18 protein-coding genes are annotated in these 17,300 nt (G+C 68.8%); 5 read left to right on the forward strand and 13 right to left on the reverse strand.

Annotated elements, in window-relative coordinates; genetic code table 11:
* Position 1: 1 nt before the first annotated feature.
* The 7 genes from ABD705_RS02905 to ABD705_RS02935 all read right to left on the reverse strand — a co-directional run bounded on the left by ABD705_RS02905 (position 2) and on the right by ABD705_RS02935 (position 6,265).
* Complete coding sequence (locus ABD705_RS02905) at positions 2–295, reverse strand: putative quinol monooxygenase (protein ID WP_344780317.1); 294 nt, start codon at positions 293–295, stop codon at positions 2–4.
* A 469-nt stretch (positions 296–764) separates the two neighbouring features.
* Entirely contained in the window at positions 765–1,784 is a 1,020-nt protein-coding gene (locus tag ABD705_RS02910; RefSeq protein WP_344780319.1) for a dihydrodipicolinate synthase family protein, read from the reverse strand.
* A gap of 8 nt (positions 1,785–1,792) precedes the next feature.
* Positions 1,793–2,800 carry an ornithine cyclodeaminase family protein gene (locus ABD705_RS02915; protein ID WP_344780321.1) on the reverse strand — a complete coding sequence of 336 codons (1,008 nt, stop codon included), beginning with the start codon at positions 2,798–2,800 and terminating at the stop codon, positions 1,793–1,795.
* The gene (locus ABD705_RS02920; RefSeq protein WP_344780323.1) at positions 2,797–3,477 is read right to left on the reverse strand and encodes a GntR family transcriptional regulator; all 681 of its coding nucleotides are present in this window, start codon (positions 3,475–3,477) and stop codon (positions 2,797–2,799) included. The genes ABD705_RS02915 and ABD705_RS02920 overlap by 4 nt, the downstream gene beginning before the upstream one ends.
* A 336-nt stretch (positions 3,478–3,813) precedes the next feature.
* Positions 3,814–4,728 carry an NADP-dependent oxidoreductase gene (locus ABD705_RS02925; RefSeq protein ID WP_344780325.1) on the reverse strand — a complete coding sequence of 305 codons (915 nt, stop codon included), beginning with the start codon at positions 4,726–4,728 and terminating at the stop codon, positions 3,814–3,816.
* A 45-nt stretch (positions 4,729–4,773) separates the two neighbouring features.
* The gene (locus ABD705_RS02930; RefSeq protein WP_344780327.1) at positions 4,774–5,292 is read right to left on the reverse strand and encodes an RpiB/LacA/LacB family sugar-phosphate isomerase; all 519 of its coding nucleotides are present in this window, start codon (positions 5,290–5,292) and stop codon (positions 4,774–4,776) included.
* Between the two features lie 37 nt (positions 5,293–5,329).
* Entirely contained in the window at positions 5,330–6,265 is a 936-nt protein-coding gene (locus ABD705_RS02935) for a VOC family protein (protein WP_344780329.1), read from the reverse strand.
* 178 nt (positions 6,266–6,443) lie between these two features.
* Between ABD705_RS02935 and ABD705_RS02940 the strand changes: the two genes are divergently transcribed.
* Genes ABD705_RS02940 through ABD705_RS02960 form a run of 5 tightly spaced genes read left to right on the forward strand, consistent with a single transcriptional unit; the run spans position 6,444 to position 10,703 of the window.
* Positions 6,444–7,646 (forward strand): FAD-dependent oxidoreductase, encoded by a 1,203-nt coding sequence (locus ABD705_RS02940; RefSeq protein ID WP_344780331.1) that lies wholly within the window; start codon positions 6,444–6,446, stop codon positions 7,644–7,646.
* Entirely contained in the window at positions 7,643–8,236 is a 594-nt protein-coding gene (locus ABD705_RS02945) for a cupin domain-containing protein (protein ID WP_344780333.1), read from the forward strand. The genes ABD705_RS02940 and ABD705_RS02945 overlap by 4 nt, the downstream gene beginning before the upstream one ends.
* Positions 8,233–8,727, forward strand: a complete 495-nt coding sequence (locus tag ABD705_RS02950; RefSeq protein ID WP_344780335.1) for a VOC family protein — start codon at positions 8,233–8,235, stop codon at positions 8,725–8,727. Before ABD705_RS02945 ends, ABD705_RS02950 begins: the two co-directional genes overlap by 4 nt.
* On the forward strand, positions 8,724–9,512 hold the full coding sequence (locus ABD705_RS02955; protein WP_344780337.1) for an SDR family NAD(P)-dependent oxidoreductase: 789 nt from the start codon (positions 8,724–8,726) through the stop codon (positions 9,510–9,512). Before ABD705_RS02950 ends, ABD705_RS02955 begins: the two co-directional genes overlap by 4 nt.
* A 15-nt stretch (positions 9,513–9,527) precedes the next feature.
* The gene (locus ABD705_RS02960) at positions 9,528–10,703 is read left to right on the forward strand and encodes an alpha/beta hydrolase family protein (protein WP_344780440.1); all 1,176 of its coding nucleotides are present in this window, start codon (positions 9,528–9,530) and stop codon (positions 10,701–10,703) included.
* A gap of 27 nt (positions 10,704–10,730) precedes the next feature.
* On the opposite strand, the gene ABD705_RS02965 is transcribed toward ABD705_RS02960, so the two are convergent.
* The 6 genes from ABD705_RS02965 to ABD705_RS02990 form a co-directional block, all read right to left on the reverse strand.
* Complete coding sequence (locus ABD705_RS02965; protein ID WP_344780339.1) at positions 10,731–11,159, reverse strand: nuclear transport factor 2 family protein; 429 nt, start codon at positions 11,157–11,159, stop codon at positions 10,731–10,733.
* Positions 11,160–11,212: 53 nt separating this feature from the next.
* Positions 11,213–13,564: an arylsulfatase gene (locus tag ABD705_RS02970; protein ID WP_344780341.1), complete on the reverse strand. Its 2,352-nt coding sequence runs from the start codon at positions 13,562–13,564 to the stop codon at positions 11,213–11,215.
* Positions 13,564–14,415, reverse strand: a complete 852-nt coding sequence (locus tag ABD705_RS02975; RefSeq protein ID WP_344780343.1) for an ABC transporter ATP-binding protein — start codon at positions 14,413–14,415, stop codon at positions 13,564–13,566. Before ABD705_RS02975 ends, ABD705_RS02970 begins: the two co-directional genes overlap by 1 nt.
* A gap of 21 nt (positions 14,416–14,436) precedes the next feature.
* Entirely contained in the window at positions 14,437–15,285 is an 849-nt protein-coding gene (locus ABD705_RS02980; protein ID WP_344780345.1) for an ABC transporter permease, read from the reverse strand.
* A gap of 5 nt (positions 15,286–15,290) precedes the next feature.
* Positions 15,291–16,073 carry an ABC transporter permease gene (locus tag ABD705_RS02985; RefSeq protein WP_344780347.1) on the reverse strand — a complete coding sequence of 261 codons (783 nt, stop codon included), beginning with the start codon at positions 16,071–16,073 and terminating at the stop codon, positions 15,291–15,293.
* A 67-nt stretch (positions 16,074–16,140) separates the two neighbouring features.
* Positions 16,141–17,163, reverse strand: coding sequence for an ABC transporter substrate-binding protein (locus ABD705_RS02990; RefSeq protein ID WP_344780349.1), 1,023 nt, complete (start codon positions 17,161–17,163; stop codon positions 16,141–16,143).
* Between the last annotated feature and the right edge of the window lie 137 nt (positions 17,164–17,300).

Raw genomic sequence — 17,300 nt, forward strand, 5'->3', positions numbered from 1 at the left:
GTCAGAAGTCCAGCGTCTCGTAGAAGTCCTTCTGTCGGATCGCGAGTGCCGGAACCGCCTGGCCGGCCGCCCACTTCTCGAAGTGCGGGTAGGTGCCGTGGGCGGTGAACGCCGCCTCGTCGGTGTAGACCTCGAAGATGCGGAATACGCTCGGCTCGGCGGGGTCCTGATACGCCTGGTAGTACAGGTTGCCGGGCTCTTCGCGCGAGGCGGGCGAGAGCTTCTCGAGCGCGTCGCGGACGGTCTGCTCTTCACCGGGCTTGGCGGTCCAGGTGGCACTGCATATGAAGGCCATGGGGTTTTCCTCTCTCAACATCGTCGTCGGGGCACGAGCCCCATGCTTCACGCTAGGGGTGCGGGATACCGCGGACCACCGTGGCGGGGCGATGCCAGGCATCGGTGCGGCGGGGTCAGTGGCGCACGGAGGTCGATGCCGAAGTCGCGCAGCGCACACACGCGGCTCGTGCATGGACGGCCGACCTGTTCCGCGTCGTGGCACTCAGGCATTTCACCGCCCTGCTGCAGGAGATGGCCGTGCGGTTCCTGTTCCCCAGTGGCTACCGGTCGGCAGCTCGGGCGAGCCAGCAGCACCGGCGAACTGACGCACGATCGGGTCCGGGAGCTGATGCGAGCCTTCGGATCGCTCGAGCTCGAGCTGGCTCAGCCGTCTTCGACCTCGACGATCGAATGGGCCGCCGAGAAGAGGCTGACTGCGTACGATGCGGCGTATCTCGAGATCGCGGCTGCCCGCGCCGGAGCAGTGATCACATGGGGTTGCGGCCGACGAAGAACTCGCTGAACGGGTCCATGCTCGGCTCGAAACCGGCATCCAGCAGCCCCTTGCGCAGGATGTTCATCTGCGGGTCGTGGATGCGCTGGGTCGGCAGCCGCAGCGGGCCGCCGTTGTAGCCGCGCAGCCATCCCTGGAACTTCCACAGCTCCCGGTCGATGAAGTGGCCGCCGTTGAGCTGCTGTGCCATCGCGCCCTTGGCCCTTCGAGCTGGATGCATCTGCCAGTACAGCTCGGTGACCTCGTCGAACCGGCCGTCGCGCAGCAGGTTCATCGCATGTGGGATCGTCGGGCCCCAGAACTCGTGGTCACTCGTGGCCGACAGCTGGAGCGGGATGAGCTGGCCCAGGGGCAGCAGTTCGCCCTCGATCGGGCACGAGATGACGACCTCGTCACCGAACAGGCGGTGCGCCTCGACGATTCCCATGATGGACGGGAACCCGCCCTCGGCCTTGATCACGGCGATGTTCGGGATGTCATCGAGCATCCGCCGGATGAGTCGGGCCGGGATGTCGGAGGGGTGGATGCGGCTGGAGAAGCCCCACAGGAACATCGGGAACACGATCACAGCGAGGTTCGTCGCATCGCACACGGCCTTCGTGTAGTCGTAGATGTCCTGCTCGGACTGCGGGTAGAAGTTCGGCGGGTAGCTCAGCAGCACCAGCTCGGCACCAGCGGCCTCGGCGCCCTTGACCGCCTGGATGTTCTGCTCGAGGGTCGACCAGCTGCCGTGGTGCACGATGACCAGGTCGTCGCCGGCCTCGTCCTTCATGATCTGGATGAACTCGAGATATTCCGGAAGCGTGATATTCACTTCCGAGACGGCGAGCGAGCCGAGGAATCCATGCTCCGTGGCGAGTCGGACGTCGTGCCGGATGCCGCGCTCGTTGATCGCGGTGAGGTCGGTCGTGAACGAGGGGATCGTGCAGTTCACTGCCCCGACGAGGCGCTCGCGCGCCCAGTCGCGGGCCTCGGACTTCGTATAGTTCGCCATGCTCTTCCTTACTTGCGGATGGTCAGGATGCCGACCGGCAGGGGCGTTCCCGCGCCCTGCGCGACGGCGCGGTCGTACAGCAGCTCGGCCAGCACGATGTCCTGGAAGCCGCTGCCGGTGGACTTGTAGATCGCGATGCCCTGCTCCGGCCTTCTCGCGGCGCCGCCGAGCAGATCGTGCAGCGAGACCGTCACAGCATCCGGATCGAATCCCGCCTCACGTGCCGCGATCATGTCGCCGCTGTCGTGCAGCACCTCGGCGAGGGCGTCGGCCACGATGAATCCGGCGCGGTCGATCAGTGCCGGGTCGAGCTCTCGCTGCGACGGCGTGGTCGAGCCCACCGAGACGATGGTCGCATCGCGAGTCACCCAGTCGGCCAGTACCGTAGGCGTCTCGTCGTGCGAGCGCGCCGCGCAGAGCACGAGGTCGGCTCCGTCGACGGCGGTGCGCGCGTCGGTGACGGCCGTGATCGGGATGCCGAGCTCAGTGCCGAGCTCGCGGGCGAACCGTGCACGGTGGGCCGCTGTCGGACTCGACACGCGGACGCCCTCGATGCGGGCGATGCGAGATGCCGCGCGCAGCTGCGCGCGCGCCTCGAATCCGCTGCCGACGACGGCCGCCGTCAGCGGGCGGTCGGGGAGCAGCGCCGTGAGTGCGGCGGCCGCGGTCGCCGCGGTGCGGATGCCGGTGATCCGATTGCCGTCGATGAGTGCGGCCAGCCGCGAATCGTGCTGGTCGAAGAGCGTGACGAGATAGCTCGCGACGCCGTCGGTCATCGACGCGGCGATCGTCTTCGACCCGGCGAAGCGTGCGCCGGGGGGAGCAGACGGCATGACCCGCTGCCAGCCGGTCGCCGTCACTGCGACGGCACGCTCCGGCGTCGCCTTCGGGTCTTCAGGGCGTGCGTACGCGTCACGCAGCGCGGCGATCGCCGCGTCCCAGTCGGCGAGGGCGGCGACATCCGCGTCGGTGAGAAAAAGCGTCGCGGCCTCGGCCGCGACGCCGCTGTCGGTCATCGGGTCACCTCCATCCCCTGCTCGCGCAGCACGTCGGCGAGGATGCCGTCGTGCACGGCGCGGTCGCCGCCGCGCATGCCGAGACACGACTCGAGAAGGTGCAGGCGCGTCGAGTGGGCCGCCGCGTCGGCATCACGCCGCCGGCAGGCGTCGAGGATGGCGCGGTGATATGCGTCCGCGAGCGGCGCCCGCAGATCGAAGTGGAGCCGGATGCGGTCGGCCTCTGCGCCGAGCAGGTCGATGAGTCGCAGCAGTGTCGGGCTGTCGGCGGCACCGTACAAGGTGCCGTGGAACGCGTGGTTGAGCTCGTTGAACCCGCCCATCGAGAAGTCGTCGTCGGTGCGGCGCTGTTCGAGCTCGTCGAGGATCCGCGCCATCCGCGCGACGCCGGCATCGGAGATTCGGGGGACGCCGAGGAGGGTCGCCCGGCCCTCGAGGTCGATGCGCAGGGCGGTCACTTCTTCGAGCCGGTTCGGGTCGATGCCGCTCACCACCGTGCCACGGTAGGGCTGGCGCACGACGAGCCCTGCCGCCTCGAGCTGCAGCATCGCCTCGCGCACCGGCGTACGGCTGATGCCGAGCTCGGCGGCGAACGTCGCCGAGTCGATGCGGCTGCCGGGCGGCAGCTCGCCGGCGATGATCCGATCACGCAGGATCCGGATGACTTCGTCCGTCATGCGACGGGGTGACAGGGTGGCCATACCCAAGGAATATCCAATATCCACTCCATGCGGAACGCGTGCCCGGGCATGCCAGCCATCGGCGAAGACGATGGATGCGGGCACCGGCCGCTCCCGGAGGCGGCGGCGGGGGCGGAGGTGTAGGCCGGTGCCGATCGGCGCGCTCAGTGCCGCGGCGAGCCGGTCTCAGAACGTGCGGCGTTCCCGCCCTGGAGTGACATCGTGTGGGACCGGCGCGGGGATCCGGTCTCAGAACGTGCGGCGTTCCCGCCCTGGGGGTGATGCGTTGTAAGAGGCGCCCGCGATGCGACAGCGCGCGGCCGCCGCCGCGCGTCAGGGGGTGACGATGACCTTGCCTGGGGCGTGCGCAGACTCGAGCGCGGTGAACGCGGCGGCCACGTCGTCGAGCGCGAACGCACCCGCGACCGGCAGCACCAGGATGCCGGCGGCGATCCGGCCGGCCAGCCCGGCGAGGTTCTGCGCCGTCCGCGCTGCGCGCTCGGCGTTGTGCACGCCCAGTTCGTCGAGCGCCGCGTAGGCGGCGATGGCCACCATCCGCTCGACCGGGACACCGAGCGCCACGCCGGCGTCGAGCGCCTCGCGGCCGTGGCAGTCCATCACGACGGTGATCTCGCCGAGCGCGGCGACCCGCGTCACGAGCCCTGCACCGTACGTCACCGGCTCGGCGCCGATCGAGCGCAGGAACGCATGGTTGCGCTCGCCTGCGGTGCCGATGACGCGTGCGCCCGCGGCGATCGCCAGCTGCGTGGTCACCAGACCCACGGCGCCCGATGCGCCGCCGACGAGCACGACGTCCCCGGCGCCGACCGGTACGGTCGCCAGGCATGAGACGGCGGTGAGTCCGGCCACCCAGAGGCCTCCGGCCACCTCGACGGGCACGGCGTCCGGCCGCCTGGTGAGTGCGTCCGCCGGTGCGATCGCGCGTTCGGCGACCGCCCCCTCGCCGCGGCCGAGGACCTCGTCGCCCACCGCGATCGCCGTGCCGTCCCAGTAGACGGCGTCCGCGCCGACGGCCTCGACGGTGCCGGCGAGGTCCGAGCCCAGGCGGCGCGGGAACGCCGCATAGGACGGGATGAACCCCGACCGCAGCTTGCCGTCGAACGGATTCAGCCCGGCCGCGTGGACGCGCACGGCCACCTCGCCCGGGCCGGGCTCGGCGTCCGCGACCGCACCGACGTACAGGGCGTCCGGTCCGCCGGTGCGGTCGTACAGGGCGGCGCGGGTCATCGAGTCTCCTTCACGAGCAGGTCACGCGTGCGGGCACAGGTGGGGTCACTCGTACGAGCGGTGGATCTGGTCGGGCTCGAGCTGCACGGCCCATCCCTCGATCGTGCCCGCGTTCTCGTACTCCTCGATCTGCAGGATCTGGCGGCCGCGCTCGACGGTCTGCTCCATCGGCGAGGTGACGAACGCGTGGACGCTCAGCCACGCCGACTCCTCGAAGGCGATGCCCTCGACCACGAGCACGTTGGCGTCGACCACGGCGCGGGCGCTCATCGCCGCGCGCGGCGACGTGGTCGTCACGGCGCGGGCGCCGTTGACCTTGTTGGCGGCGACGACGCCGGCGACCGCTTCGTCGACGACGAGCACCCCGAACGCGTCGATACCCGCGTCCTGGTCGGCCACCATCGCGGCGCCCACCCGGATCGCGAAGACGGGATAGTCGTCACCGGGGTCGAGCGCGTCGGCGCCGTGCCAGACGACGTCGAAGCCCGCCGCGCCCGCGCGCTGCTCGAGCGCACGACCCAGCTGATATCCGCCGTGATCGGCGGCGATGTGGATGCGTGTCATGATCTGACCTCCAGGTCCAAGGGTAAAGCTGCGGGACTCAGACCGGCGGGGCGACGAACAGTCCCTTGTCGATGTCATTGAACGACTCGCGAGCGACGAGCTCGCTCATCTCTGCGGCGGTTCCCCACTGATCCTGCGTCGAGAGGTGGCTGATGTCGTGGCGGTTCGCCACCCACGAGTCGTCGTCGACCATGGCGAGCTCGGTGGTGTACTCGATCGTGTTTCCGGCGGGGTCCAGGAAGTACGCGAACGTGTTGTCTCCGGCGTTGTGGCGGCCGGGGCCCCAGACCATGCGGGCACCGGACCGCAGGATCTTGCCCGATCCGCGCATCCACTCCTCGATGCCGCGCATCTCGAACGACAAGTGGTGCAGCGCGTGATGCGGGCCCCGCGCGATCGCGATCGAGTGGTGGTTCGGATTGCACCGCATGAAATGCATCATGTCCTCGCCGGTGGGAGTGATCAGCGAGTCCGAGATCGTGAAGTCGAGGTGGTCGACGTACCATCGGACGGTGTCGTTCAGATTGGCCGAGTTGAAGACCATGTGCGAGAGCTTCGCGGGGATCGGCTCGCGCTCGCGGATCTTGCGCGCCTGGCGCTGCTGGTAGCCCGTGGCGAACTCGAGCACCCGGCCGTCGCCGTCGAAGACGCGGAAGCCGTAGCCGCCGCTGTAGCCGGTCAGCGCCTGGGGCTCGTGCACGAACTGCACGTGGTCGGCATGCAGCTTCGCGGCCAGGGCATCGACGTCCGCACGATTGCGCACACCGAACCCGGCGAGGTCGATGCGCTTGTCGTCCTTGCGCAGGCGCAGGATGAACGGCTCGTCCGAACCCTCGGCGGCGAGGTAACTGAGCCCGTCTGCGGACTCGACCTCGGTCAGTCCCCAGTGGCGGACGAAGAAGTCCCGCTCCTGCTCGAAGTTCGGGACAGCGAGGGCGGCATAGCGCAGGTGGGAAACGAGGCGCTGAGTCATCGTCGACCTTCTTTCACGTGTCGGGACGCATTGGGGGCGCTCTCCCGAGGCTAGGGTGATCGGATGTCGGCGTGCCATGCGTGCCACGGATACCATGCATCCGCGATCCGGGCGCCGGCGTGCCGACATCGCCGCCTTGCCGCTCCGATAGCAGGCATCGTGCTGGGCGACTGGTGGCATGCGGTCAGCGCGCCCTAACGTCGAGCCAAGCGACAGGTGCCCCGACGGCGGGGCGCCGCAGAAGTGGGAGACGCAGATGTCGGTTCGGAACGTGCTCATCGTCGGTGGCGGATTCACCGGTCTGACGACGGCCATTGCGCTCGCCCAGCGCGATGTGCAGGTGACCCTCATCGACAAGGCGCCGGCGTGGGCGCGCGTCGGGCACGGCCTGACGATCCAAGGCAACGCGCTTCGGGTGTTCCGCGAGATCGGTGTCATCGACGAGGTGCTGGCGAAGGGACAGGTTGAGAACAGCGTCATGCTGTACCACGCCGACGGTCGGGTGATGGCGGAGCTGCCCACTCCGCGCACCGGCGGCGACGACCTGCCCGCCACGATCGGCGCACTGCGGCCCGACCTGCACGAGATCCTGCTGCGCCGTGCGGAAGAGCTCGGCGTGCGGATCCGGCTCGGACTCGAGTTGACCTCATTCGAGAACCACGCCGATTCGGCGACATCCGTCCTCTCCGACGGGACGACCGAGACGTGGGATGTCATCGTCATCGCCGAGGGGATCAAGTCGCAAACGCGCCCGAAACTGGGCATCACCGAGGATCGTCAGCCCACCGGGTTGGGCATCTGGCGCGCCGTCACGTCACGGCTGCCTGAGATGACCGGCGGCATGGCGTTTCCCCCCGACGACACCGGCGCCTACAAGGTCGGTTACACCCCGGTCAGTGACGACCAGTGCTATATCTATGTGCTGTGCCCGCCGGAGCGCCCCGACAACGGGCTTGCGGACTGGCAGGAGGTACGGCGCCTGATGGCGAACTATCACGGCGAATTGGACTACCTGCGTGAATCGCTGGGCCCCGACACGTTCCTGAACTTCCAGGAGATCGAGTGGATCTTCGTCGAGGGGCCGTGGCACTCCGGCCGCGTGGTAGCCCTCGGTGAGGTCGTTCACGCCGTGCCGCCGCTGATCGCCCAGGGCGCCGCGCAGTGTCTCGAAGACGCCGTGGTGTTCGCCGAGCACCTCACACAGGACGGCGACTTCGAGCACCTGCTCACCCGGTTCCACTCCCGCCGCATCCCACGCATCAAGGGCGTGGTGGATGCCTCGTTGCTGCTCGCGAAATGGGAGCTGCATCCGGGCACGCCCGATGCCGACCCCGGTCGCGTGATGGCCGAATCGCTCGTGGCGCTGGAGGCGGCCCCGTGACCGGTGGCCCCGATGCCGCCGGGTTTCACGCGCCGCGCCGCATCGTCACGGGCCACGACGCCCAGGGCGCCTCGGTCGTGATCAGCGACGGCCCCGTTCCGGTCAGCCGCATCCTCGACGAAGACGGCGCCGCCTTCCACGAGGTGTGGCTGACGGGCGACTCGCCGGCACCGATCCATGCCGGCCCGGAGGACCCGACGGCAGGAAGCATCACCGTGCCGCCGCCGGAGCGCGGCACGCGTATCCGCATCAACGAGTTCCTGCCGGGCCACCTCGACGAGCGCGGGCTGCAGTCCCCGGTGCACCGCACCGAGTCGATCGACTACGGCATCGTGCTCGACGGCGAGATCACCCTCATCCTCGACGACAGCGAGGTGACCGCTCGGGCGGGCGACATCGTCGTCCAGCGCGGCACCGACCACGCATGGGCCAATCGCGGCGACCTGATCGCACGCGTCGCATTCGTGCTCGTCGGCGGCCGGTACGGCGACGACACCCTCGCCGTGCTGCCCGACGGCGTGCGCGATTCGCTCATGCGCCACGGCCCCCGCGACGCGCCCGGCTCGACTCCTGTGAAGGAGAACGCATGATCCCCGCACCCACCCCGCACGCCGCCGGTGCGTCGTCCGGAGCCTGCGGGCGCGGGGGCCCAGCCCTCGACCACGTCGGCCTCTCGGTGGCCGACCTCGACGCCCAGGCCGAGTGGTATACCCGCGCCCTGGGCCTGCAGCAGCTCGAGCCCGGCGGCATCCCCGCGGTGGGGCTGCGGGTCGTGTTCCTCGTCGAACCCGAGCACAAGTGGGCCATCGAGCTGCTGCACCGGCCCGGTTCGCAGCATCCGCCGTTGGCAGCCACCGCACCCGAGCACGTGCTGACGCAGGGGTATGGGCACATCTGCCTGCGCGTCGACGATGTCGACGTGCAGTACGACCGGCTGATCGCGGCCGGCGCGTCGCCCGTCCAGCCGCCCGGCGACTCGCCGGTCTCGGGTGTGCGGATGGCGTTCGTCGCCGACCCGGAAGGGAACTTCATCGAGATGCTCGACCGTCCCGGTTCTCCCGGAAGCCCGGTGGCATCGTGACCGACCTGAACCTTCCCGGCATCGCGGGGAACCTCTTCGTCGTGACCGGCGCGGCCGGCGGCCAGGGCGCCAAAGAAGCGCTGCTGCTGGCGGGCCAGGGAGCGGATGTCGTCGCCGCCGACATCCGCGACGAGGCGCCCGAGCTGCGGGCCGAGGCCGAAGGCCTGGCCGGCACGGTGACCTATCGCCGGCTGGACGTCACGGACGAGGCCGCGTGGCAGGCGCTCGCCGCCTCGCTCGGCTCACGTACGGTGAAGGGACTCGTGAACAACGCCGGGGTCACCCACCGGGTGCGCATCGGCGCCGTCGAGCGCGCCGACTGGGACCGCGTGCTCGCGGTCAACGTCACGGGCGCAATGCTCGGCATCCAGGCGCTGCTGCCGCTGATGGCCGAGGGCTCGTCGATCGTGAACATCGGATCGGCGGCGGGGCTGACGGGGCACTACACGGCCGCGTACACCACGAGCAAGTGGGCGATCCGAGGGCTCTCGCACTCGGCCGCCACGGAGCTCGGGCCGCGCGGCATCCGATCCAACCTGGTGCACCCCGGCTACATCCGCACGGAGATGACCGCGAACGCGCCCAGCACATTCCTCGCGGCGAACCTCGACGTGTCGCCGCTGCACCGCGGCGGCGAACCCGAAGAGGTCGCGAACGTCGTGGTGTTCCTGCTGTCGGATGCCGCATCCTTCGTCACCGGTGCCGAGATCAGCGCCGACGGCGGCCAGTACCTCTCCGGTGTCGCCACCTATCTTTCGGACGCGGTGCGTCCCCAGACCTCCTAGGAGTCCTCCGTGTACATGTACTTCCCCACCAACTACGTCTGGAGCATGTCGGTCGTCGCCACGCTGAACAACGGCGGCCTCATCGACGACGTCGACAAGGCGTCGCGCCCCGTCCTGGAGGCGTCCGAGCACGGTGACGACGTGGGCACCGAGCTGCTCTACGACTCGTGGCAGGCCGTCGCCGACCGCATCCTGGCCTCGGCGCAGCAGGACGAGGCGCGGGGCTGGAAGCTCGGCGCCGCCGAGAAGTACTACCGCGCCGCGCTGTACACTTCGCAGGCCGAGCGGCTGCAGTCGCCGAAGTGGGAGGGGCGCCGCGCCGCCTACCAGAAGTCGATCGACCTGCTCCTGAAGCACGTCGAGCTCGGGGGCGTCCCGCTGACGACCGTCGAGATCCCGTACCACGGCGACGACGCGTCCGAGGGCGCCGCACTGCCCGGCTACTTCTACCGCGCCCCCGGAGCAGGCCCGCACCCGCTCGTGGTGGTGTGGAACGGACTGGATTCGACCAAGGAGATGATGTACACCTCCGGGTTCGGGCAGCAGCTGGCCGCGCGCGGCATCTCGACGCTCATGATGGACCCGCCCGGGTCTGGTGAAGCGCTGCGCATGCGCGACCTGCACGCCCGCTACGACACCGAGGTGTGGGCGGCGTCGACGCTGGACTGGATCGAGCGCAATGCCGCCGAGCTGAACGTGGATGCCGCCCGGGTCGGCCTGGTCGGCTGGTCGCTCGGCGGCTACTACGTGCCGCGTGCGGCGGCGTTCGACAAGCGCATCGCCCTGGCGGTCGCGTGGGGCGCGAACTACGACTGGGCAGCCGTGCAGCAGGCACGCCGCAACCGCGAGGGCGAGAACCCGGTGCCGCACTACTGGGACCACGTGCAGTGGGTGTTCGGCGCGTCGGACTTGGACGATTTCATCGAGAAGACCAAGAACATGCGCCTACAGGGGGTGGTCGAGAAGATCACCGTGCCGTTCCTGGTCACGCATGGCGAGGGCGACCGGCAGATCCCGGTCGCGTACGCGCACCAGGAGTACGAGGCCGCGGTGAACTCGCCCAAGCGCGAACTGCGCATCTTCACGCGGGAAGAGGGCGGCGCCGAGCACATCGGCCTCGACAACATGCCCTACGTCGGCCAGTTCACGGCCGACTGGATCGCCGAGGCGTTCGCCGAGCTGACCGCCTGAGGTGCCTCGCCCCTGGCTGACCGGGGATCAGTGCGGGATCCCGAGATCCCGCCTGTTGCCGGCGAGGTCGGTGTGGACGAAGCTGTTGTACGCGACCAGGATGTCGCGGAAGCGCTCGGTGTCGTCGATCTCGTACATGATGACGCCGTCGAACTCGAAGGTTTCGCCCGCGTGCACGGGGCCGAACAGAGACTCCTTGGCGTCGTGGCGGGCGGTGAACCGCGTGTGCATCTGGATCGCGGCGCGGCCGGCGTCGGAGACGAAGCGCGGGACGGTCAGCTCCTCCGTGAAGTCCGGCCAGATCAGATCGCGGTAGTGGTGCTTCATCCCGTCGATCCCCATGAACTCCAGGGTGCCGTTCTTCACGTGCACATCCGGGGCGAGGAAGTCGTCGAACGCCGTGTCGTCCTCGGCGTTGAAACGGGCGATGTACTCGCGGAAACGGGACTCCTGCATGGTTCCTCTTCTCGGACGGATTCTTGGTTGGATTCTCGGTCGGCGGCCTGGCGTCAGTCGAACACCCTGGCCGCGGCGCGCTCGGCCCCGCGCAGTTCGCTCGGATCGAAGTCGCCCCGTGCGCCCGGAAGGTAGCGGACGGACCGTAGCCGGCCGGTGTAGCGGAACGATCCGTGTCGCTCGTGCATCGACCAGGACACCGGGCCGCGGCGATCGATCCCCACGTCTATCCCTGTGAATGGAGCCATTCCAGCCATGATCATCACCTGCTCCATGACCACGGGCTTCGTGGCCGCGTCGAGGTCGGCGATGATGCTCCACTCCCAGCGGTAGCCGGGGCGGCAGTGGGCGCTGATCCGGGTCGTGCGGCGCCCGGGGCAGGGGACGGGCGTGGCCATCCGGTGCATGATGCCGTACTCGTTGTACTCGAGCACCAGGTTGCCGTCTTCGACGTACGCGACATAGCCGCCGCCCTGATCGCCGTGCGCGACGAGGACGCCCTCGTCACCGGGTGCGTAGTCGACGTCCAGGTCGATGTCCACGTCGCGCAGCGCGATCAGCTCGAGCGACCGGAACCTCTCCAGGGTGGGGGTCCCGGGGAAGATCGTCACCGCCTGCTGCAGGCGCTCCGTGCCGGGTCGCCGGGGCGCGAACACGTCGCCGGGTGTGAGGGCGATCGGGAACACGGTGTTGTGCCATGCGGCATCGCGCCATTCGGCCGCCAGTCGTGCGACCACCTCCGGCTGCTGGGCGGCCAGATCGTGCACCTCGGCGGGGTCCGCGCGCATGTCGAACAGCCGGAAGGAGCCGTCGTCCAGTGCGGCGGCGCCGCGGGGGTGGAGCGATACGATCTTGAACCGACCGTCACTATAGGCGCGGTTGCCGCTGAACTCGGTGTACTGCTGCGCACGGACGGGCGCAGCATCCCGGCTGCGGAGGACCTCGAGCGCACTGACGCCGTCGATGTCGCGCGTCGGCAGCCCGTTGCGGGTCGTCGGTGCCTCGACGCCGATGGCGGCCAGCAGCGTCGGCAGGACGTCGGTGGCGTACAGGTACTGACCGCGGATGCCGTCGTCCGCGGCCTGGCGGGGCAGCCCCGCGGGCCAGCTGATGATGCACGGGACCCGGATGCCGCCTTCATACGGAGTCATCTTGTACAGCCGGAAGGGGGTGTTCGAGGCCTGTGCCCAGCCGCGCGGATAGTGGATCATCGCCTGCGGGCCGCCGATCAGCTCCGGGTCGAGGGGGCGGTCGCGATCCCAGTCGTCGGGCAGTGGCAGGCCGTTGATGAACTGGCTGAAGTAGCTGCGGGTGCCGTCGGCACCGCCTTCGCTGGTGCCCCCATTGTCGGAGACGACCATGACGATCGTATTGTCGAGCTGCCCGTAGTCGTCGACGGCGTCCAGCAGCCGGGCGAGGTTCTGGTCGATGTTGTCGACCATCGCGGCGTAGACCTCCATGTGCCGCTGCGCCAGACCGCGCTGCTCGTCACTGAGCTCGGCCCACGGCTGCACGTCGAACCCCGGCTCGACGTTGCGGTCGACCATCTCGGTGTCGGCGGCGATGACCCCGGACGCGCGCTGCCGCTCGAAGCGAGCCCGCCGGACGGCATCCCACCCGTCGGCGTACTTGCCGCGGTGCTTCTCAATGTCGGACCGGCGTGCGCCCAACGGTCCGTGCATCGCGTTGTGGGCGAAGTACAGGAAGAACGGCTTCCGCTCGTCCGAGGCGCGAAGATCCCGGATCATCGAGATCGCCTGGTCGGTGAGATCGTTGGTGAGGTAGTAGTCGTCCGGGTAGCGGTCGACCTCGACCGTGCTGTTATCGCGGGTGAGGGCGTTGGGCGCGAAGAACGTCGTGTACCCCTCGAGGCACCCGTAATAGTGGTCGAATCCGCGCTGCACCGGCCAGGACTGCTTCGTGCCGCCTTCGTGCAGCGTGTGCTCGCTCGCCAGATGCCATTTGCCCACGGCGAAGGTCGCGTACCCGTTCGCTTGGAGGATCTCGGGCATCGTGTGCACGTCTTCGGGCAGCTGCAGCGTGTAGCCCGGGAAGCCCGGGTCGGCGCCGGCCACAGTCGCGTAGCCGGCGCGGTGCGGATTGATCCCCGTGAGCAGCGCGGCGCGCGCGGGTGAGCAGACCGGGGCGGAGTGGTAGTTCGTCGCGACGACGCCCCGCGCGGCGAGGGAGTCGATCGTCGGCGTGGGGATCTCGCTGCCGAACGGGCCGAGATCGCTCCAGCCCATGTCGTCGATCACCATGACGATGACGTTGGGGGCGCCATCCGGGGCGGCCGGCGGGGCCGGCCAAGACGGGGTGGACTGGGCGAAGGTATCGCCGATCTGCCCGGCGAAGCCCTCGTAGCCCCGTGCCCCGGCGGGGATCGCAGACCCGTCTGCCGCCATCACAGAGTCCCGATCGGTCCGGTCACCGCTGCGAGCTGCTTGATCTCGCCGAGGATGTGCGAGCGCAGCTGGGCGAACCGGGGCAGGGCCTTGGTTGCGATCTGGTCGCGCTCATCGCCGAGGTCGACATCGACGCTCTCGACGACCTTGGAGGGCGCACCACCGAAAACGACGACCCGATCGCCGAGGAAGACGGCCTCGTCGATGTCGTGGGTGACGACGATGATCGTGATGCCGAGTTCACGGCGCAGCCGCAGGACGAGCTCCTCGAGGTCATAGCGTGTCTGCGCATCAAGCGAGCCGAATGGTTCGTCCATCAGCATGACGGGGGAGTCGTAGGCCAGGGCGCGGGCGATCGCGACCCGCTGCTGCATGCCTCCGGACAGCTGCCACGGGTACTTGTCCTCGGAGCCGATCAGACCCACCGTGGCCAGCCGGCGTCGCGCCCGCTCCAGCCGTTCGCGCTTGGGCACGCGGTTGCCCTCCAACGGGAACGCGACGTTGGAGATCACATGCATCCACGGCAGCAGCGACCCTCGATAGTCCTGGAACACGAGGGACATGTCGGCCATCGGGCCGGTCACCTTCTGCCCGGCCAGAGTCACCTCGCCCTCGGTCAGCTTGGTCAGCCCCGCCAGACAGCGCAGCAGTGTGGTCTTTCCCGCACCCGACGGTCCGACGATGCAGACGATCTCACCGCGGCGGACTTCGAGGTCGACGTCGGCGAGCACCCGGTGCGCGCCATAGCTCTTGGCGACCCCGGTGGAGGTCAGCATCAGCTCGCCGGCACCGCCGCCCGATGGGGTGGGAGTGTTCGATACGCCGGGTAGGGCCTGAATCGGGGAAGTCATCATCTTGTCGTCCATTTCGTATCAGTTCAAGGCCGATGCCAGGGATGCCGAGTCGGAACCTGGCAGCGGCGAGGATGCCTTGGTCTTTCCGGACGGCACGAACTGCCGGTGCCATCGCAGGAGGCGGTTCTCGAGAAGGCTGAAGGCCTGGCTCAGCAGGTAGCCGATGAGCCCGATGAGGATCACACCCGCCCAAGTCGAGGCGATTGCGAAGTTCGCTCCGGTGTCGACGATGAAGTAGCCGATGCCGCGATCGGCTCCGAACATCTCGCTGACGATGAGCATCACGACGCCCACTGAGATGGCGATGCGGACTCCGACCACGATCTGCGGCAGTGCCCCCGGAAGCGTGACCTTCAGAATCCGCAGGTGCAGCGGAATCCGGAAGGCGCGTGCGGATTCGTGGACGCTGGCGGGCACCGCGCGGATGCCGTCGATGGTGTTCAGCAGGATCGGCCAGAGGCAGGCGAACGCGATCAGGAAGATCTTGGGCCCCGCGCCGATCCCGAAGCCGAGGATGATGATCGGCACGAATGATACGTGCGGGGTGGCTCGGGCGAAGTCCAGGAACGGCATGAGGGTCTTGTGCAGGACGGTCACCTCGCCGACGAGGATGCCGATCGCCATGGCCACGACGAGGGCTATCGCGAGCCCTGCGAAGTAGTTCGTGAAGCTGTAGCCGAGGTCGGACCACATCGTTCCCGCCGTGAACGATGTCACCAGTTCGTCGAGGATCGTGGCCAGCGGCGGCCAGAACACGTCGGTCGAGTTCGCCGAGACGACGAACCACGCTGCCACCAGCAGCACCGGCAGCCAGCATATGGTCAGCAGCCGTACCAGGAGGGTGCGTGTGCGAGTCGATTCGTTCACGGTGCTCACTCCTCCGTGTCCGCGGTGTCCCAGCGGACCAGTTTGTCGCGCAGCAGCCCGACGATCGCGTTGACGCCGAAGCCGAGCACCCCCGCGGTGAAGATGTAGGCGAACGCGAAGTCGGGGGCGCCGTCCTGCTGCGCCATGGTGAGCTGGCGGCCGACGCCTGGTACTCCGCCCAGGACCTCGACGCCGAGCGAGACCAGCACTGACACGGTTGCGGCGAGTTTGATCCCGGTGGCGATGAACGGCGCCGCGGTGGGCAGCACGACTTTCACGACGCGCAGCATCGGGGGGATCCGGTACGCCTGGATGGTCTCGGTGATCGAGGGCTCGATCCGTCGCGCGCCGTGCTGCACCTGGATGATGAGCGGGAACAGCGTCGCCGTGAATACCACGACGGCCTTCATCGGCGTGGTCGCGCCCAGGATCAGCACGAGTACCGGCAGGAGTGCGATGGTCGGGAATGATCGCCCGAACTCGACGAGGAACCGGCCGGACTCTTCAGCGAAGCGGGACCTCCCGGTCAGCATGCCGACGGGTATGCCGACGATGATCGCCGCCACAAAGCCCTGGAGTGCACCGATCAGCGTGTTGCCGATGGCAGCCCAGTAGACCGAGTCGGTGACGAGTTCTGCGAACGCGCGCCCGACGGCATACGGCGTCGGCAGCACGGCGGGCGGAAGCACTGCGGCAATGGCCGCGCCCCACCACAGCAGGATGATCACCACCAGCGCGATCAGTTGCGCGCCGATCAGACCGGCGGGTGTCTTCAGGAGCCCGTTCACGAAGTACCTTTCCTCTCGGGAGGACGGGTTCGGCCGGGGGAGGGCATGCCGCCCCCGGCCGAACGGATCACGGCTGGGGGGCGTCCTTCCAGACGACGTCGTCGACCGACACGTTCTTCTCAACGAAGCCGAACTTGTTCATCGCGCCGGTGAGCGTTGCATACACGTTGCGATCGACGGTGTTGTCCATCTTCTCGATCGGGCGGTTGTCGATGAAGGCGGCCGGCAGCTTCGTCTTCTCATGGTCGATCTGACGGATCAGGTCGGGGTGCTGGTTGGCATAGGCGTTGGCTTCGGCCATGGCCTCGTTGAACGCCTTCAGCGCCGTGGCGTTCTTCTGGACGAAGGCCTTCGAGGCGACCCACACGATCTGGGGCGCCCCTGGGAAGAACTCCTTCGTACCACGCCCCAGCGCCCGGAAGCCGTCCGCGACGGCCTTCGTGTAGAACACCGACGTCGGCAGGGCCGCGTCGATCTGGCCCTTGGCCGCCGCACCCTCGAGTGCGTCATTGGGCAGGTTGACGTACTTCACGGTGGAGAAGTCGACCCCGTTCTTCTCGAGCGCGATGTCCGTGACGATCTGGGGAAGGCTTCCCAGCCCAGAGATGCCGATGGTGGCCCCCGTGAGATCCTTCCAGTCCTTGATCGGGCTGTCGGGTGCGACCAGGATGCCGTCGGTGGGCTCGCCGTCGGCACTGGAATGCTGGGCGCCGCCGGTGATCATGATCGGGATGCCCTTCGCGACGGCGCGGATCGCGTCCGGACCGCCGCTCATCGCGAGATCGAGCTGCCCGCTGACGACCTTCGCGATCTGGGAGGTCGGATCGCCGCCGGCGTAGTCGCTGACGACCTTCAAGCCGTGCTTGGCGAAGATGCCGTTGCGGATTCCGATCTCCACGCCTTCGAACGCGAACGGCGGCGTCTGCACTCGAATGGTCGTGACTGCGGTGCCGTCCGCGGCGGCCGCTTCGGCCGGTGCGCCGGCGTCCGTAGAACAAGCCGTCAGACCGGTGACAAGCGTCAGGGCCGCGCCGAGGGCGAGGGCCACTGTGCCAGGGCGGCGGAGGCGGGGTAGGGGTTTCGTGTTCATCTGATCCTCATTGATTGGTGATGCTTGCGGGTGCGCTTCGGCCTACGGGTGCCGCGACCGTTGAGCTCTGCGTAGGCGACCTCGATGCGCGACGGTGCCCACGCTAGGTGTGCGTGGGGTGTCGGGGAATGGCGGAA

Origin of the sequence: Microbacterium kribbense (assembly GCF_039537285.1) — a bacterium.
GTDB classification, from domain to species: Bacteria; Actinomycetota; Actinomycetes; order Actinomycetales; family Microbacteriaceae; genus Microbacterium; species Microbacterium kribbense.

Coding starts and splice junctions, on each gene's coding strand:
- ABD705_RS02935 (WP_344780329.1), bottom strand. CDS start 6,265: ATGACTCAGCGCCTCGTTTCCCACCTGCGCTATGCCGCCCTCGCTGTC.
- ABD705_RS02925 (WP_344780325.1), bottom strand. CDS start 4,728: ATGACCCGCGCCGCCCTGTACGACCGCACCGGCGGACCGGACGCCCTG.
- ABD705_RS02990 (WP_344780349.1), bottom strand. CDS start 17,163: ATGAACACGAAACCCCTACCCCGCCTCCGCCGCCCTGGCACAGTGGCC.
- ABD705_RS02975 (WP_344780343.1), bottom strand. CDS start 14,415: ATGACTTCCCCGATTCAGGCCCTACCCGGCGTATCGAACACTCCCACC.
- ABD705_RS02915 (WP_344780321.1), bottom strand. CDS start 2,800: ATGACCGACAGCGGCGTCGCGGCCGAGGCCGCGACGCTTTTTCTCACC.
- ABD705_RS02920 (WP_344780323.1), bottom strand. CDS start 3,477: ATGACGGACGAAGTCATCCGGATCCTGCGTGATCGGATCATCGCCGGC.
- ABD705_RS02930 (WP_344780327.1), bottom strand. CDS start 5,292: ATGACACGCATCCACATCGCCGCCGATCACGGCGGATATCAGCTGGGT.
- ABD705_RS02940 (WP_344780331.1), top strand. CDS start 6,444: ATGCGGTCAGCGCGCCCTAACGTCGAGCCAAGCGACAGGTGCCCCGAC.
- ABD705_RS02965 (WP_344780339.1), bottom strand. CDS start 11,159: ATGCAGGAGTCCCGTTTCCGCGAGTACATCGCCCGTTTCAACGCCGAG.
- ABD705_RS02910 (WP_344780319.1), bottom strand. CDS start 1,784: ATGGCGAACTATACGAAGTCCGAGGCCCGCGACTGGGCGCGCGAGCGC.
- ABD705_RS02950 (WP_344780335.1), top strand. CDS start 8,233: ATGATCCCCGCACCCACCCCGCACGCCGCCGGTGCGTCGTCCGGAGCC.
- ABD705_RS02905 (WP_344780317.1), bottom strand. CDS start 295: ATGGCCTTCATATGCAGTGCCACCTGGACCGCCAAGCCCGGTGAAGAG.
- ABD705_RS02960 (WP_344780440.1), top strand. CDS start 9,528: ATGTACTTCCCCACCAACTACGTCTGGAGCATGTCGGTCGTCGCCACG.
- ABD705_RS02970 (WP_344780341.1), bottom strand. CDS start 13,564: ATGGCGGCAGACGGGTCTGCGATCCCCGCCGGGGCACGGGGCTACGAG.